The sequence below is a fragment of the Escherichia sp. AM3 genome (assembly GCF_032029835.1).
GTDB lineage: Bacteria > Pseudomonadota > Gammaproteobacteria > Enterobacterales > Enterobacteriaceae > Escherichia > Escherichia coli.
The window spans coordinates 1-15,424 of sequence record NZ_JAVUPQ010000084.1 but is presented as its reverse complement, the minus strand read 5'-3'; the positions used below and the strand labels follow the sequence as shown (position 1 = coordinate 15,424).

The following is a 15,424-nucleotide window of genomic DNA, read 5'->3' as shown; positions in this document are numbered from 1 at the left end:
CTGATAGAAACAGAAGCCACTGGAGCACCTCAAAAACACCATCATACACTAAATCAGTAAGTTGGCAGCATCACCGCAACACCACACCATTCATACACTGTTTGGGTTGCTTCAAAATACTTATCCTGGCTATCCATAAGTAAGGTTTTAATATCGCCGACTAAAACGGAGGCTGCCTGTGAATACTCCTGTTTAAAGCGACTTAACTCTTTTATGGTTTCATCAAAGGTCTGCCAGGGGATGACCTGATCGAGATATTTATTATAAAGATCTAATGCTCCATCTGCGGTTTCGATTGCGTTTTTAACTACTTCTACCGTTTTATCTGCAACGATTTCAGTCATAATCATTCGCCTCTTTAAATATATAAATTGTAATGAAACTCCTGTTTTACAAATATTAATAAATTTTACTTCATCTAATTCATAGTTAGCCGGGCGGGATGCGTCAATGTCTTTATTTCTATTAATATGATAAATATCAAACAATGTTTAATGTCATTATGGCGAATGCTTCTATTCTATTTTTTTGCCGGGTGATATTTTTCATTTCTGCTGGATGAGCGTCGTCGCCAGAAGGCCACGTGAGCACAGGATAAGAGAACGAAAAATCAGCAGTCTATGCAGCGACAAATATTGATAGCCTGAATCAGTATTGATCTGCTGGCAAGAACAGACTACTGTATATAAAAACAGTATAACTTCAGGCAGATTATTATGTTGTTTATCAAGCCTGCGGATCTCCGCGAAATTGTGACTTTTCCGCTATTTAGCGATCTTGTTCAGTGTGGCTTTCCTTCACCGGCAGCAGATTACGTTGAACAGCGCATCGATCTGAATCAACTGTTGATCCAGCATCCCAGCGCGACTTACTTCGTCAAAGCAAGTGGTGATTCTATGATTGATGGTGGAATTAGTGACGGTGATTTACTGATTGTCGATAGCGCTATTACCGCCAGCCATGGTGATATTGTCATCGCTGCTGTTGACGGCGAGTTTACGGTGAAAAAATTGCAACTACGCCCGACGGTACAGCTTATTCCCATGAACAGTGCGTACTCGCCCATTACCATCAGTAGCGAAGATACGCTGGATGTCTTTGGTGTGGTGATCCACGTCGTTAAGGCGATGCGCTGATGTTTGCTCTCTGTGATGTAAACGCGTTTTATGCCAGCTGTGAGACGGTGTTTCGCCCTGATTTATGGGGTAAACCGGTGGTTGTGCTATCGAATAATGACGGTTGCGTTATCGCCCGAAACGCTGAGGCAAAGGCGCTGGGTGTTAAAATGGGCGATCCCTGGTTCAAACAAAAAGATCTGTTTCGTCGCTGTGGTGTGGTTTGCTTTAGCAGCAATTATGAGCTTTACGCAGACATGAGCAATCGGGTGATGTCGACGCTGGAAGAGCTATCGCCCCGCGTCGAGATTTACAGTATTGATGAGGCATTCTGCGATCTGACAGGTGTGCGTAATTGTCGCGATCTGACTGATTTTGGCAGAGAAATTCGCGCAACGGTGCTACAACGTACCCATCTTACTGTTGGCGTGGGGATCGCCCAGACCAAAACGCTGGCTAAGCTTGCCAATCATGCGGCAAAAAAATGGCAGCGGCAGACGGGTGGGGTGGTGGATTTATCAAATCTGGAACGCCAGCGTAAATTAATGTCTGCTCTCCCCGTGGATGACGTCTGGGGGATTGGACGGCGGATCAGCAAAAAACTGGACGCGATGGGGATCAAAACCGTTCTCGATTTGGCGGATACAGATATCCGGTTTATCCGTAAACATTTTAATGTCGTGCTCGAAAGAACGGTGCGTGAACTGCGCGGCGAACCCTGTTTGCAACTGGAAGAGTTTGCACCGACGAAGCAGGAAATTATCTGTTCCCGCTCGTTTGGTGAACGCATCACGGATTATCCGTCGATGCGGCAGGCCATTTGTAGTTACGCTGCCCGGGCGGCGGAAAAACTTCGCAGCGAGCATCAATATTGTCGGTTTATCTCCACGTTTATTAAGACGTCACCATTTGCGCTCAATGAACCTTATTACGGCAATAGCGCGTCGGTAAAACTGCTGACGCCCACTCAGGACAGCAGGGATATCATTAACGCTGCTACGCGATCTCTGGATGCCATCTGGCAAGCGGGCCATCGTTACCAAAAAGCGGGCGTGATGCTGGGGGATTTCTTCAGTCAGGGAGTCGCGCAGCTCAATTTATTCGATGACAACGCACCGCGCCCCGGGAGTGAGCAATTGATGACGGTAATGGATACACTGAATGCTAAAGAGGGCAGAGGAACACTCTATTTTGCCGGGCAGGGGATCCAGCAACAATGGCAGATGAAGCGAGCCATGCTTTCACCACGTTATACAACGCGAAGTTCTGATTTACTGAGGGTCAAATAAATATAGCGGCAGGAAAAAAGCGCTCCCGCAGGAGCGCCGAATGGATTAGCGACCGAACAGATCACGTTTTTTCGCTTTAAACGGCTGGGAAATCACCACCAGCACTGCGACAATCAGGTAAGCGATAAAAATACCGAGCAGCCACTGCGGCATTTCCAGACCTAAAAAATCCCACTGACGCTCGGCGCAATCGCCAGAGGCGACAAACACTTGCGGCACCCACTTATCCAGCGGCAGCCATTCCGGGAAACGAACCATAAAATCACAGGTGGCAAACGGCGAAGGATAGAGCTGAAGCATGGTGTGCTCGTAAGTTAACTGCACACCGCGGAACGCACTATACAACCAGATAACCATCGCTACATAACGCAGCGGAGTTTTCGGGGCGATCGCGCCAATCAGCGCAGCACCCAGAACGCCGAATAACGCGCAGCGTTCATAAATACAGAGCACGCAAGGTTTCAGTAACATCACATGCTGGAACCACAGCGCCGTCAGTTCCAGTGCCAGAGCAGTAAACGCCATCAACAGCCACGCGCCCCGGCCTTGTGAACATTGGTTCAAAAATCGCAACATAATCATTTCCCTGCAATATGCATAGAGTGCGCAGTTTAAACCAATTCATTCGCTGCGCCACCAGGAGGCAGCAAAAATAGGACGCAATTGGACAATTATCGGGCGAAAAGGCAAACCGGGCATTTATATGCCCGGTAAGTTGTTATCAAAGCGTTGCTATCCAGCCCATTTGCATAAACCATTCGGTTACAGGGGCAAGCGTAAACTCGACGCAGAGCAAGCCGACGAGTGTCAGGACGAGGGTGTAAGGCAGGGCCATCCACACCATGCGGCCATAAGAGAGGCGAATCAATGGCGCGAGTGCAGAGGTCAGCAGGAACAGGAACGCAGCCTGACCGTTCGGCGTAGCGACGGAGGGCAGATTGGTACCGGTATTAATGGCGACCGCCAGCAGCTCGTATTGCTTCAACGTGATAGCGCCACTTTCCATTGCCGCTTTCGCTTCGTTGATATAAATCGTCCCCACGAAGACGTTATCCGAAATGGATGACAGCAGACCGTTGAAAATATAGAACAGCGACAGCTGAGCATGTTCCGATGCCTGCAACACAAACTGAATAATTGGCGAAAACAGTTGTTGGTCGATAATCACCGCGACTACCGAGAAAAACACCGTCAACAGTGCGGTGAATGGCAGAGATTCGGTGAAGGCTTTACCGATAGCATGCTCATCGGTGACACCGGTCAATGATGTTGCCAGAATAATGACTGACAAACCAATCAAGCCAACTTCCGCCAGATGCAACGCCAGCGCAGTCACCAGCCAGACGCCAATAATCGCCTGGACAATCAGACGGATTTTATCCTGACGGGTACGCTGGTGGCGGCTTTGATCGTCAAACTGTTGCAACACTTCGCGGACTTTCTCCGGCAGCGTTTCACCGTAGCCAAACCAACGCAGCTTCTCTACCAGCAGGCAGGTTAACAGGCCACAAATCAGAACCGGAACGGTCACCGGCGACATGCGCAGGAAGAAATCGCCAAAATGCCAGCCAGCCGCTTTAGCGATGATCAGGTTCTGTGGTTCGCCCACCATGGTCATTACGCCGCCTAATGCGGTGCCGACACCGGCATGCATCATCAGGCTACGCAGAAAGCCACGGAACTGTTCCAGAACCACTTTGTAATGCTTGTCGATATGACTATCGTCTTGCAGGTCGGTGTCTTCGGTACGGGAAGAGGCTACGCGGTGATAAATACCATAAAAACCGACTGCAACGCTGATCACCACCGCCACGACGGTTAAGGCATCGAGGAACGCGGAGAGGAACGCAGCCGCCACGCAAAAAGAGAGCGACAGCAGCATTTTGGAGCGAATGCTTAACAGCAAACGGGTAAATATGAACAGCAACAGCTGTTTCATAAAATAGATACCCGCCACCATAAACATCAGTAACAGCAAGACTTCAAGATTTGCCGCCACCTCTTCACGGACGTGTTCCGCGCTGGTCATGCCGATGAATACCGCTTCGATAGCCAACAGACCACCGGGGAGCAGCGGGTAGCATTTCAGGGCCATCGCCAGAGTGAAAATAAATTCCGCTACCAGCAACCAGCCCGCGACGAAAGGGCTGATGAGGAAAATTAACGGGTTTACGATTAAGAAAATGATGAGGGCGAGTTTGTACCAGTCGGGGGACTGGCCCAAAAAATTGCGCCATAGCGCGCGGCCCCAGGAGATCTCCATGATGGTTTCCCTTACCTTACAAATAATCAATGATGTTTTTATGTTTAAACGCAAAGCTTAACGGTCAGGCAGGAGTGAGGCAAGTCTTGATAGTCAAGGGGAAAGAGATGCGGAAAATGAAGCCTTGATCCCTTTTTCTTCTTTTTGTCTGCTATCAGCGTAGTTAGCCCTCTGGTATGATGAGTCCAACTTTGTTTTGCTGTGTTATGGAAATCTCACTATGGTCATTAAGGCGCAAAGCCCGGCGGGTTTCGCGGAAGAGTACATTATTGAAAGTATCTGGAATAACCGCTTCCCTCCCGGGACTATTTTGCCCGCAGAACGTGAACTTTCAGAATTAATTGGCGTAACGCGTACTACGTTACGTGAAGTGTTACAGCGTCTGGCACGAGATGGCTGGTTGACCATTCAACATGGCAAGCCGACGAAGGTGAATAATTTCTGGGAAACTTCCGGTTTAAATATCCTTGAAACACTGGCGCGACTGGATCACGAAAGTGTGCCGCAGCTTATTGATAATTTGCTGTCGGTGCGTACCAATATTTCCACTATTTTTATTCGCACCGCGTTTCGTCAGCATCCCGATAAAGCGCAGGAAGTGCTGGCTACCGCTAATGAAGTGGCCGATCACGCCGATGCCTTTGCCGAGCTGGATTACAACATATTCCGCGGCCTGGCGTTTGCTTCCGGCAACCCGATTTACGGTCTGATTCTTAACGGGATGAAAGGGCTGTATACGCGTATTGGTCGTCACTATTTCGCCAATCCGGAAGCGCGCAGTCTGGCGCTGGGCTTCTACCACAAACTGTCGGCGTTGTGCAGTGAAGGCGCGCACGATCAGGTGTACGAAACAGTGCGTCGCTATGGGCATGAGAGTGGCGAGATTTGGCACCGGATGCAGAAAAATCTGCCGGGTGATTTAGCCATTCAGGGGCGATAATCCCTTCCGTTTAAAGAGCAAACCCCTCAAACGAGGGGTTTTTTGTTGTTTTTACAGATTTCCCATTCTTGGCGGGCAACGTTCCAGCAACTCGATGCTGCCGTCTTCGTTTTGCTGTTCGAGCATCACATCAAATCCCCACAGGCGATGCACATGCTTCAGGACTTCTTTGCGCCCCCGATCCAGCGGTGCGCGATTATGTGGAATATAACGCAGCGTCAGCGAACGGTCGCCGCGCAAATCCACGTTCCAGATCTGAATATTCGGCTCCAGATTACTTAAGTTATATTGCGACGATAACCGGTTACGGATCTCCCGATAACCTTCTTCATTATGAATAGCGGAAATCTCCAGATAATTATGCCGATCGTCATCCAGCACGGTGAAGAAGCGGAAATCACGCATCACTTTCGGTGACAGGAACTGGCTGATAAAACTCTCATCTTTGAAATCACGCATCGCGAAATGCAGCGTTTCCAGCCAGTCGGAACCGGCGATATCCGGGAACCAGTATTTGTCTTCTTCCGTTGGCGACTGACAAATCCGTTTAATATCCTGGAACATGGCGAACCCGAGGGCATACGGGTTGATGCCGCTGTACCACGGGCTGTTATAGGGGGGCTGGAAGACCACATTGGTGTGGCTGTGCAAAAACTCCAGCATAAAACGTTCCGTTACTTTCCCTTCATCATACAGATGGTTAAGGATGGTGTAGTGCCAGAAGGTCGCCCAGCCTTCGTTCATCACCTGAGTCTGTTTTTGCGGATAAAAATACTGGCTCACCTTACGCACAATACGCAGGATTTCACGCTGCCATGATTCCAGCAGTGGCGCATTTTTCTCCATAAAATAGAGCAGGTTTTCTTGTGGTTCGGACGGATAGCGGCGCGCTTCAGCAACCGTTTTCTCTTCCTCGCGCTTCGGCAGGGTACGCCAGAGCATATTGACCTGACTTTGCAGATACTCTTCGCGACTTTTCTGCCGGGCTTTCTCTTCTTGCAGCGAGATTTTTTGCGGGCGTTTGTACCGGTCCACGCCGTAGTTCATCAGCGCGTGGCACGAGTCCAGAAGCCGTTCTACTTCATCAACGCCATAACGCTCTTCGCACTCGGTAATATATTTACGGGCAAAAATCAGATAATCGACAATCGAACTGGCGTCGGTCCAGCTACGGAATAAGTAATTGTTTTTGAAGAAAGAGTTATGCCCATAGCAGGCATGAGCCATCACCAGCGCTTGCATGGTAATGGTGTTCTCTTCCATCAGGTAAGCGATACACGGGTTAGAGTTAATGACGATTTCATAGGCCAGTCCTTGCTGACCGTGCTTATACAGCCGTTCAGTCTCGATAAACTTTTTACCGAATGACCAGTGCGGATAGTTAATTGGCATGCCGACGCTGGAGTAGGCATCCATCATCTGTTCTGAGGTTATCACTTCAATCTGGTGCGGGTAGGTATCCAGCCGGTAGAGTTTCGCCACCCGGTCTATCTCTGCCAGATAAACATCCAGCAGGTCGAACGTCCAGTCGGGTCCATCGCTCAAACGTGTGGTGTCCTTATTCATAGAATCGATCGTCGCCATACGCGCACCTCATTGTTGTCGGCGCTCTCTGTGTGGAGCACCTCATTTCAAGCATAGAACACCTGTTAAAAACCGCGTCGCCGGAGAATTTTTTTCTTTGCGATTTCTTATTATCAGAGTGCCACTAATCCGCTTCTGAACGGAATTTTATGCTGGATAAAAAGGGCGTTCAGCAGGAGATACTAAAGACGCCATATTGCCGCAGAGTCAGGGAGATGTGAGCCAGCTCACCATAAAAAAGCCGTATGTTGAATAATATTTTCAACTGAGTTATCAAGATGTGATTAGATTATTATTCTTTTACTGTATCTACCGTTATCGGAGTGGCTATGCGAGTTGTCATACTGGGAAGTGGTGTGGTAGGCGTTGCCAGCGCCTGGTACTTAAATCAGGCAGGACATGAGGTCACCGTCATTGATCGGGAGCCGGGGGCCGCCCTGGAAACCAGTGCCGCGAATGCCGGGCAAATCTCCCCCGGATATGCTGCACCGTGGGCGGCACCAGGTGTGCCTTTAAAAGCGATTAAATGGATGTTCCAGCGCCATGCGCCGCTGGCGGTTCGTCTCGACGGTACGCAGTTCCAGTTGAAATGGATGTGGCAAATGTTACGTAACTGCGACACCAGCCACTACATGGAAAACAAAGGGCGGATGGTGCGTCTGGCGGAATACAGCCGTGATTGCCTGAAAGCATTGCGCGCCGAAACCAATATTCAGTATGAAGGGCGTCAGGGTGGGACGCTGCAACTGTTCCGTACCGAACAACAGTATGAAAATGCGACCCGCGATATCGCCGTGCTGGAAGATGCCGGCGTACCGTATCAGCTGCTGGAATCCAGCCGCCTGGCGGAAGTGGAGCCCGCGCTGGCAGAAGTGGCGCACAAACTGACGGGCGGCCTGCAGTTACCCAATGATGAAACCGGAGACTGTCAGCTATTTACCCAGAATCTGGCGCGGATGGCGGAGCAGGCGGGGGTTAAATTCCGCTTTAATACGCCCGTTGACCAACTGCTTTGCGACGGCGAGCAAATCTACGGCGTGAAGTGTGGCGATGAAGTGATTAAGGCCGATGCGTATGTGATGGCGTTTGGTTCTTACTCGACGGCGATGCTCAAAGGCATTGTTGATATTCCGGTGTATCCACTGAAAGGCTACTCGCTGACCATTCCAATTGCGCAGGAAGATGGTGCGCCGGTATCCACCATTCTTGATGAAACCTACAAAATCGCCATTACCCGTTTCGATAACCGCATTCGTGTTGGCGGAATGGCGGAGATTGTTGGTTTTAATACCGAGCTGTTGCAACCGCGTCGTGAAACGCTGGAGATGGTGGTTCGCGATCTCTATCCACGCGGCGGTCATGTCGAGCAGGCGACTTTCTGGACTGGTCTGCGCCCGATGACGCCAGACGGCACGCCGGTTGTCGGGCGTACACGCTTTAAAAATCTGTGGCTGAATACCGGTCACGGCACGCTCGGCTGGACGATGGCTTGCGGTTCCGGTCAGTTGTTAAGCGATCTGCTCTCTGGTCGCACGCCAGCGATCCCATATGAGGATCTAAGCGTAGCGCGCTACAGCCGTGGATTTACGCCATCACGTCCGGGCCATTTACATGGCGCACACAGCTAAGGAAACGAGATGACCCGTCCGATACAGGCCAGCCTCGATCTGCAGGCATTAAAACAGAATCTGTCCATTGTCCGCCAGGCCGCGACGCACGCGCGCGTCTGGTCGGTGGTAAAAGCGAACGCTTACGGGCATGGTATTGAGCGTATCTGGAGCGCGCTCGGGGCCACCGATGGCTTTGCATTGCTTAACCTGGAAGAGGCAATAACGTTACGTGAGCGCGGCTGGAAAGGACCGATCCTGATGCTGGAAGGATTTTTCCATGCTCAGGATCTGGAGATTTATGACCAGCACCGCCTGACCACCTGCGTACACAGCAACTGGCAGCTCAAAGCACTGCAAAATGCGCGGCTAAAAGCACCGTTGGATATTTATCTTAAAGTGAACAGTGGGATGAATCGGTTGGGCTTCCAGCCCGATCGCGTGCTTACCGTCTGGCAGCAGTTGCGGGCAATGGCGAATGTTGGCGAAATGACCCTGATGTCGCATTTTGCCGAAGCGGAACATCCTGATGGAATTTCCGGCGCGATGGCGCGTATTGAGCAGGCGGCGGAGGGGCTGGAGTGTCGGCGTTCGTTGTCCAATTCGGCGGCGACTCTGTGGCACCCGGAAGCGCATTTTGACTGGGTTCGGCCTGGCATTATTTTGTATGGCGCTTCGCCGTCCGGTCAGTGGCGTGATATCGCCAATACCGGATTACGTCCGGTGATGACGCTAAGCAGTGAGATTATTGGTGTCCAGACGCTAAAAGCGGGCGAGCGTGTGGGCTACGGCGGTCGCTATACTGCGCGCGATGAACAGCGAATCGGCATTGTCGCCGCAGGGTACGCCGACGGTTATCCGCGCCACGCGCCTACCGGTACCCCTGTTTTAGTGGACGGCGTGCGCACCATGACGGTGGGGACCGTCTCGATGGATATGCTAGCGGTCGATTTAACGCCTTGCCCGCAGGCGGGTATTGGTACGCCGGTTGAGCTGTGGGGCAAGGAGATCAAAATTGATGATGTCGCCGCCGCTGCCGGAACGGTGGGCTATGAGTTGATGTGCGCGCTGGCGCTACGCGTCCCGGTTGTGACGGTGTAACTTGTTGTAAGCCGGATCGGAGGCAACGTCTTCTGGGTGCAAAAAAATCATCCATCCGGCTGGTCAGCAACTGTAGTTGTTAATGTGACAGAGCCATTGCCCATGATAGTGTCCATTAAAAGGATGGACACTATTTCCCCGGAACCTGAACTCACCGCACAGGCGTTCTACATAAAACGCTTACGCTTCATTGTTGACTCGAACTCGACTTCAGATAAATCACGCTTTACCCTTGATGGAGCCTGTACATAGATTTGTGTAATTGCCTGATTTTGATATGTTCAATTCAACATCAAATGAAGGTTAAATTATGGACGACAAACAATTGCAGGCTCAGGCTGCGTTCAGCAAAGCATCGCAACCGGCGATAGATGCTTCATTAAATTTAAGATTCAGCTTCCTCTTCAGCCACCCGTACGCCAATCTTCAACACTTCATTATCTTCTTTCTCGGCCACCGTCCAGATCATCCCGGCAAACTCTACCTGGTCACCGACAACCGGTGCCGCGCCTAACAACTGCTGGACAATTTCACCCAGCGTTTGCTGCTTATCACGATATTCTCGCCCGTCTTCCAAGCCATATATCAGCGCAACATCAGCATATTTGGCGCTGGCTTCGAGAATGAAGTCACCAAAGAAGCGTTGATCCAGCGCGACCGGCGGCGACTGGCTGAACAGTTTACCGAGCGCCGGAAGATCGCGTTCCCGACCAATTACACACAACACATCGCCTTCGCGCAGTCGGGTGCTGCCGGTAGGATGAAGCAACTGGTTATCACGAAACAGTGCCGCAATACGCGTCTCTTTTGGCATATGCAAATCGCGCAGTGCCGCGCCCACGCACCATTTATCGGCACTCAATTGATAAACAAACTGCTCCCACGGATTTTCCGGATGAATATCCAGGCCAACGCGTGACACCGGACGTCCCACTGGCGGAACCACCACTTTGGCTTTTTTAGCCGCCCACGAGAGTGATGTTCCCTGCAAGAGCAGTGAAACCAGAACCACAAAGAAGGCGACATTAAAGAACAGACGTGCATTCTCCAGCCCCGCCATCATCGGGAACACGGCCAGGATGATTGGCACCGCGCCGCGTAATCCTACCCAGCTGATAAACACGCGCTCACGCAGATTGAAACCGCGGAAGGGGAGCAATCCAGCAAATACCGAAAGGGGACGGGCGAAGAATATCATCCATGCGGACAAAATGAGCGCCGGAATGGCAATAGGCAGCAGATCGCTTGGGTTAACCAACAGCCCCAGCACCAGGAACATGGCGATTTGCGCCAGCCAGGCGAGGCCGTCGAAATTTTGCAGGATGCCGTAGCGGTTGCGAATAGGGCGATTACCCAGCAGAAAACCGCACAGATACACCGCCAGAATACCGCTACCTTCCAGCGCAGTAGTTAATGAGAAAATCAGAATACCGCCACTTAATGCCAGCAATGGATATAATCCGGCGGGCAGGGCGATGCGGTTGATCATTTGCAGTAGTAAATAACCGCCGCCAAGACCTATTACAATGCCCAGACCAAATTGTTGCAGAATATCGACAATGAACATCCAGCTAATATTGCTCTCATGATGCTGGATCATCGCAATCAGGGTAATCGTCAGAAAGACCGCCATTGGATCATTACTGCCGGATTCAATTTCCAGCGTCGAGCCAACACGTTCGTTAAGCCCCTTACCACCCAGCAGAGAAAAGACCGCTGCAGCATCGGTAGAGCCGACGATAGCGCCGATTAATAAGCCTTCAATCAAATCAAGATTAAACAGCCACGCCGCCATCATGCCGGTTAAACCAGAGGTGATAAGCACGCCCAGCGTCGCCAGCGACAGTGCCGGTCCTAACGCCACACGAAAGGAACTGGCCTGAGTGCGCATCCCGCCGTCGAGCAAAATAATCGCCAGTGCCAGGTTACTTACCATGTAGGCGAAGGGGTAATTATCAAACGGGATACCGCCGACGCCATCGACTCCTGCCAGCATGCCGATCGCCAGAAAAATAACCAGAATAGGAATGCCAAGACGGGAAGAAAATGAACTAAGTAATATACTGCTGGTGACAAGGATGGATCCTAAGATGAAAAGGCTAATTATTGTTGTGGCATCCAACGGTCGGTTACTCCTGATTACGCTGTCTCTTATATAAACCCTACCATATTAGCGGCAGAGACAGCGTTTTACTTAGCCCTGAAGCGTGATTTTTTTACATTTTAAGAACAGGATGACCGCTAATCGTCAACTGAGTGCCTTCCCGGGTGTTATTCAGAATGGCATGTGCGCCCAACGGCAGCGTAACCGTGCGTTGTTCATGACCAAAATCGAGGCCGGTAATGAGTGGAATCGACAGGCGGGAACGCAAAAACGCGTACACTGACTCCAGGTTGTAACCTGCGTCATAATCATTGGGCGTGCTGCCGCTAAAGCTACCGAGAATAATCGCCTTCTGACGTGGCAAAATTCCCGCATGATAGAGCTGCAACAGCATACGTTCGACCCGGAAAGGGTGCTCGTTAATATCTTCCAGCACCAGAATACCGTTCTCAATTTTTGGCATCCACGGTGTACCGATCAGTGAAATCAGCATCGCAAGATTGCCTCCCCACAACGTGCCTTCGGCCCGACATGTCGGGCCTTCCCCTTGCCATTCAATGGTGAAGGTTTCATTGCGTAACGCCAGCCAGAAATGGTGCTCGGTAAAGGCGTTCAGTTCATCCGCGCCAAAGTTTGCTACCAGCATAGGGCCGCTAAAGGTGATGACATTGCCATGCGCCAGAAGACCGCACTGAATGGCGGTAAAATCGCTATGTCCGCAAATGAGCAACGGGTCATGTTGTTGGCGAGCCACCAGTGCCTGCCAGTCAATATCTGCCAGTAAACGACTGGCACCGTAACCGCCGCGTACAGCCAGCACGATGGTGTTGGGGGTAGTCAGTCTGGCAAGGGAATTGAGATCTTCCAGACGCTCTGTTTCCGTACCCGCAAAACGCTCACAACGACGGGCAATAACCTCGACGTTATTGACTTGATGCCCCGCGTCGGTAAGGCGCTGGATACCACGCAGCGCGGCGTGCTGTTTAATGCAGTAACCCGATGGGGCAATTAAGTGAAACAGAGACATGGCAATTCCTTGCTGACAACAGAAACGAAATGTATATCATGCCGCTTAGGTGTGCCGTTGTCACCTCAACGGCGATTCCAGGCTATAAGGATAGAAGAAGTGAAATTGAGATGGTTTGCCTTTTTGATTGTGTTATTAGCGGGTTGTTCATCAAAGCATGACTATACGAACCCGCCGTGGAACGCGAAAGTTCCGGTGCAACGTGCGATGCAGTGGATGCCAATAAGCCAGAAAGCCGGTGCAGCCTGGGGCGTCGATCCACAATTGATCACGGCGATTATCGCTATCGAATCGGGTGGTAATCCGAACGCGGTGAGTAAATCGAATGCCATTGGTTTGATGCAGTTAAAAGCTTCAACCTCCGGACGTGATGTTTATCGCCGTATGGGCTGGAGTGGTGAGCCGACGACCAGCGAGCTGAAAAATCCAGAGCGTAATATTTCAATGGGGGCGGCTTACCTGAATATTCTGGAAACCGGCCCGCTGGCAGGCATTGAAGATCCGAAGGTACTGCAATATGCGCTGGTGGTGTCATACGCTAACGGGGCAGGTGCGCTGCTACGGACTTTCTCGTCAGATCGGAAAAAGGCGATCAGCAAAATCAACGATTTGGATGCTGACGAGTTCCTCGAACACGTAGCGCGAAATCACCCTGCGCCGCAGGCTCCGCGCTATATCTACAAACTTGAGCAGGCACTGGACGCGATGTAAATCAGTCGCGCACTTTGTCCGCTTTTTCCCGGGCTTCTCGCTCGAGAGAGAAAATAATCCGCTGTAATTGCCGCTCCACCGTCGGGCTGACGTTAAGAAAACGGAAGCTCAGACGGGGAGTGGTGATGGTTTCATTCTTGCCATCAATCACTTTGCGCTCGCTGATGGAGATTAACTGGGCGTCAAAGTGAAAAACACCCCATTGCCTCATGTTGACTTCAATCTGAGCGAAGCGCATGCCTTCTTGTAATTCGGCAGGCTTTGCTGTTTCCAGTAATGCGCCCATGCCGCCTAACGACAAATCATACAGGCGGAAACGTAACGTACTGTTATCCGCCAGTTTGGTCTGGCAAAAATAAGGCGGATGGAGTGGGGCGGAGATGCGGAAATATCGGCGTCGTTGTACAAACCATAAGGTGGGAGGCGGTACGGTGATAAATGCCGGAAGCTGCAAGTATTCACTCTGCTGTAGTTGTTCAACAGTAAACTCGACTTTCGCACCCTGAGTTTCGGCGGTAATGGTAATGTGCTGTGCCTTTAGCACGGCGATGTTGTCTTCGGCTTGACTGCCGAAATCCAGCACCAGTTTATCCGGGGTTATTGCCAGTATTTTGCTGATCAGCTGCCCGCCATTCCAACTGAGACGCAAAGGAATTGCGGCTTTGTGCAAATCGCGTAACACGCCCAGGACGGCTAACGGATTTTGTTTCAGGAACTGCTCATGGTAATGACTCACGCGGAAAAACTCCTGACTGATAAACTGTCTTTGGTTTATCGGTCACAGTTAACAAAACTTAATACAAATGCGTGAATATTTTTTACATGTTGTTCTTAAATCAGCCGACATACGCCCAGCATCGATCCCGCCCTTGCCTATACTTAGAGCGTTGACGTAAGCATTTCTTGCGTCCGATTCATCGAAACGAGGGCCTGAACATGGGAATTATTGCCTGGATTATTTTTGGCCTGATAGCCGGCATTATCGCCAAGCTAATCATGCCGGGGCGTGATGGTGGTGGATTTTTCCTGACCTGTATTCTCGGGATAGTCGGTGCGGTGGTCGGCGGCTGGCTGGCGACCATGTTTGGCATTGGCGGCTCCATCAGTGGTTTTAATCTGCACAGCTTCCTGGTGGCGGTGGTGGGAGCTATTCTCGTTCTGGGCATATTCTGCCTCCTGCGAAGAGAATAAGATTTTCATAAGGCGGATAGCGATACAGATGACGCTATCCGCTTTCACATCAGAACGTATACTCGACACCTGCTTTACGGGTGAAAAAAATCAATATAGCACTTCGATATCCGATAAAGTCGGTTCCCGGTAACAACAACAGAATCCTTTTTTAATTATTGTTTCGTTGTTTTTGGTGTGATTCAGAAAATAAATATTTTAGACAGTAGCCAGTCAGGCGTTAAAAATGGGGCGGATAGTGAGGCGGTTTTGGCTGCGCTTATTGAACATTTAGAATTGATCAATCCTTCTGGCAGATTAAGCCAAAATACCCGTTCGGCAATGCTTCAGTTACGCGAAGAGGAATGGTCTGAATTCTTTTTTTGGTTGCTAAATTCTCTGGAGTGTCTGGATTATGTGATTATTAATTTAACTCCAGGGTGATGCTGCCAACTTACTGATTTAGTGTATGATGGTGTTTTTGAGGTGCTCCAGTGGCTTCTGTTTCTATCA

At 50.6% G+C, this 15,424-nt stretch carries 13 protein-coding genes and 2 pseudogenes; 8 read left to right on the top strand and 7 right to left on the bottom strand.

Annotation, left to right across the window (positions count from 1 at the left end; genetic code table 11):
- Positions 1-65 precede the first annotated feature (65 nt).
- A pseudogene (gene hlyE, locus RTW80_RS20595) lies at positions 66-350 on the bottom strand (hemolysin HlyE); the annotation flags it as partial.
- Positions 351-716: 366 nt separating this feature from the next.
- On the opposite strand from hlyE, the gene RTW80_RS20590 reads away from it, so the two are divergent.
- Both RTW80_RS20590 and umuC read left to right on the top strand, forming a co-directional pair.
- A complete protein-coding gene (locus tag RTW80_RS20590; protein ID WP_000897378.1) occupies positions 717-1,136 on the top strand; it encodes a translesion error-prone DNA polymerase V autoproteolytic subunit in 420 nt (139 codons plus the stop codon).
- Positions 1,136-2,404, top strand: a complete 1,269-nt coding sequence (gene umuC / locus RTW80_RS20585) for a DNA polymerase V catalytic protein (RefSeq protein ID WP_000457616.1) — start codon at positions 1,136-1,138, stop codon at positions 2,402-2,404. Before RTW80_RS20590 ends, umuC begins: the two co-directional genes overlap by 1 nt.
- A 45-nt stretch (positions 2,405-2,449) precedes the next feature.
- Here the strand turns inward: umuC and dsbB are convergent, their stop codons facing one another.
- A complete protein-coding gene (dsbB, locus tag RTW80_RS20580; protein ID WP_000943459.1) occupies positions 2,450-2,980 on the bottom strand; it encodes a disulfide bond formation protein DsbB in 531 nt (176 codons plus the stop codon).
- A gap of 145 nt (positions 2,981-3,125) precedes the next feature.
- Positions 3,126-4,667, bottom strand: coding sequence for a Na(+)/H(+) antiporter NhaB (gene nhaB / locus RTW80_RS20575; RefSeq protein ID WP_000406391.1), 1,542 nt, complete (start codon positions 4,665-4,667; stop codon positions 3,126-3,128).
- A gap of 220 nt (positions 4,668-4,887) precedes the next feature.
- Here nhaB and fadR point away from each other — a divergent pair, with 220 nt between their 5' ends.
- The gene (gene fadR, locus RTW80_RS20570) at positions 4,888-5,607 is read left to right on the top strand and encodes a fatty acid metabolism transcriptional regulator FadR (RefSeq protein WP_000234823.1); all 720 of its coding nucleotides are present in this window, start codon (positions 4,888-4,890) and stop codon (positions 5,605-5,607) included.
- Between the two features lie 51 nt (positions 5,608-5,658).
- On the opposite strand, the gene RTW80_RS20565 is transcribed toward fadR, so the two are convergent.
- On the bottom strand, positions 5,659-7,191 hold the full coding sequence (locus RTW80_RS20565; RefSeq protein WP_000190854.1) for a SpoVR family protein: 1,533 nt from the start codon (positions 7,189-7,191) through the stop codon (positions 5,659-5,661).
- Between the two features lie 329 nt (positions 7,192-7,520).
- On the opposite strand from RTW80_RS20565, the gene dadA reads away from it, so the two are divergent.
- Both dadA and dadX read left to right on the top strand, forming a co-directional pair.
- Entirely contained in the window at positions 7,521-8,819 is a 1,299-nt protein-coding gene (dadA, locus tag RTW80_RS20560) for a D-amino acid dehydrogenase (RefSeq protein ID WP_001266908.1), read from the top strand.
- A gap of 9 nt (positions 8,820-8,828) precedes the next feature.
- Positions 8,829-9,899 carry a catabolic alanine racemase DadX gene (gene dadX, locus RTW80_RS20555; protein WP_000197884.1) on the top strand — a complete coding sequence of 357 codons (1,071 nt, stop codon included), beginning with the start codon at positions 8,829-8,831 and terminating at the stop codon, positions 9,897-9,899.
- 385 nt (positions 9,900-10,284) lie between these two features.
- Here the strand turns inward: dadX and RTW80_RS20550 are convergent, their stop codons facing one another.
- Positions 10,285-12,021 (bottom strand): potassium/proton antiporter, encoded by a 1,737-nt coding sequence (locus RTW80_RS20550; protein ID WP_000340194.1) that lies wholly within the window; start codon positions 12,019-12,021, stop codon positions 10,285-10,287.
- 94 nt (positions 12,022-12,115) lie between these two features.
- Positions 12,116-13,030, bottom strand: coding sequence for a muramoyltetrapeptide carboxypeptidase (gene ldcA, locus RTW80_RS20545; protein WP_000051560.1), 915 nt, complete (start codon positions 13,028-13,030; stop codon positions 12,116-12,118).
- Positions 13,031-13,129: 99 nt separating this feature from the next.
- Here ldcA and emtA point away from each other — a divergent pair, with 99 nt between their 5' ends.
- On the top strand, positions 13,130-13,741 hold the full coding sequence (gene emtA, locus RTW80_RS20540; RefSeq protein ID WP_001301104.1) for a membrane-bound lytic murein transglycosylase EmtA: 612 nt from the start codon (positions 13,130-13,132) through the stop codon (positions 13,739-13,741).
- 1 nt (position 13,742) lies between these two features.
- Here the strand turns inward: emtA and RTW80_RS20535 are convergent, their stop codons facing one another.
- Entirely contained in the window at positions 13,743-14,477 is a 735-nt protein-coding gene (locus RTW80_RS20535; RefSeq protein WP_000020163.1) for a flagellar brake protein, read from the bottom strand.
- A 200-nt stretch (positions 14,478-14,677) separates the two neighbouring features.
- On the opposite strand from RTW80_RS20535, the gene RTW80_RS20530 reads away from it, so the two are divergent.
- On the top strand, positions 14,678-14,932 hold the full coding sequence (locus tag RTW80_RS20530; protein WP_032247451.1) for a GlsB/YeaQ/YmgE family stress response membrane protein: 255 nt from the start codon (positions 14,678-14,680) through the stop codon (positions 14,930-14,932).
- 177 nt (positions 14,933-15,109) lie between these two features.
- Positions 15,110-15,349, top strand: a pseudogene (gene ycgY / locus RTW80_RS20525) (protein YcgY); the annotation flags it as partial.
- Between the last annotated feature and the right edge of the window lie 75 nt (positions 15,350-15,424).

Bases quoted from the DNA above. Each gene is read 5' to 3' on its own strand.
- ldcA (WP_000051560.1), bottom strand. From the start codon at position 13,030: ATGTCTCTGTTTCACTTAATTGCCCCATCGGGTTACTGCATTAAACAG.
- dadA (WP_001266908.1), top strand. From the start codon at position 7,521: ATGCGAGTTGTCATACTGGGAAGTGGTGTGGTAGGCGTTGCCAGCGCC.
- dadX (WP_000197884.1), top strand. From the start codon at position 8,829: ATGACCCGTCCGATACAGGCCAGCCTCGATCTGCAGGCATTAAAACAG.
- fadR (WP_000234823.1), top strand. From the start codon at position 4,888: ATGGTCATTAAGGCGCAAAGCCCGGCGGGTTTCGCGGAAGAGTACATT.
- dsbB (WP_000943459.1), bottom strand. From the start codon at position 2,980: ATGTTGCGATTTTTGAACCAATGTTCACAAGGCCGGGGCGCGTGGCTG.
- nhaB (WP_000406391.1), bottom strand. From the start codon at position 4,667: ATGGAGATCTCCTGGGGCCGCGCGCTATGGCGCAATTTTTTGGGCCAG.
- RTW80_RS20590 (WP_000897378.1), top strand. From the start codon at position 717: ATGTTGTTTATCAAGCCTGCGGATCTCCGCGAAATTGTGACTTTTCCG.
- RTW80_RS20530 (WP_032247451.1), top strand. From the start codon at position 14,678: ATGGGAATTATTGCCTGGATTATTTTTGGCCTGATAGCCGGCATTATC.
- RTW80_RS20565 (WP_000190854.1), bottom strand. From the start codon at position 7,191: ATGGCGACGATCGATTCTATGAATAAGGACACCACACGTTTGAGCGAT.
- umuC (WP_000457616.1), top strand. From the start codon at position 1,136: ATGTTTGCTCTCTGTGATGTAAACGCGTTTTATGCCAGCTGTGAGACG.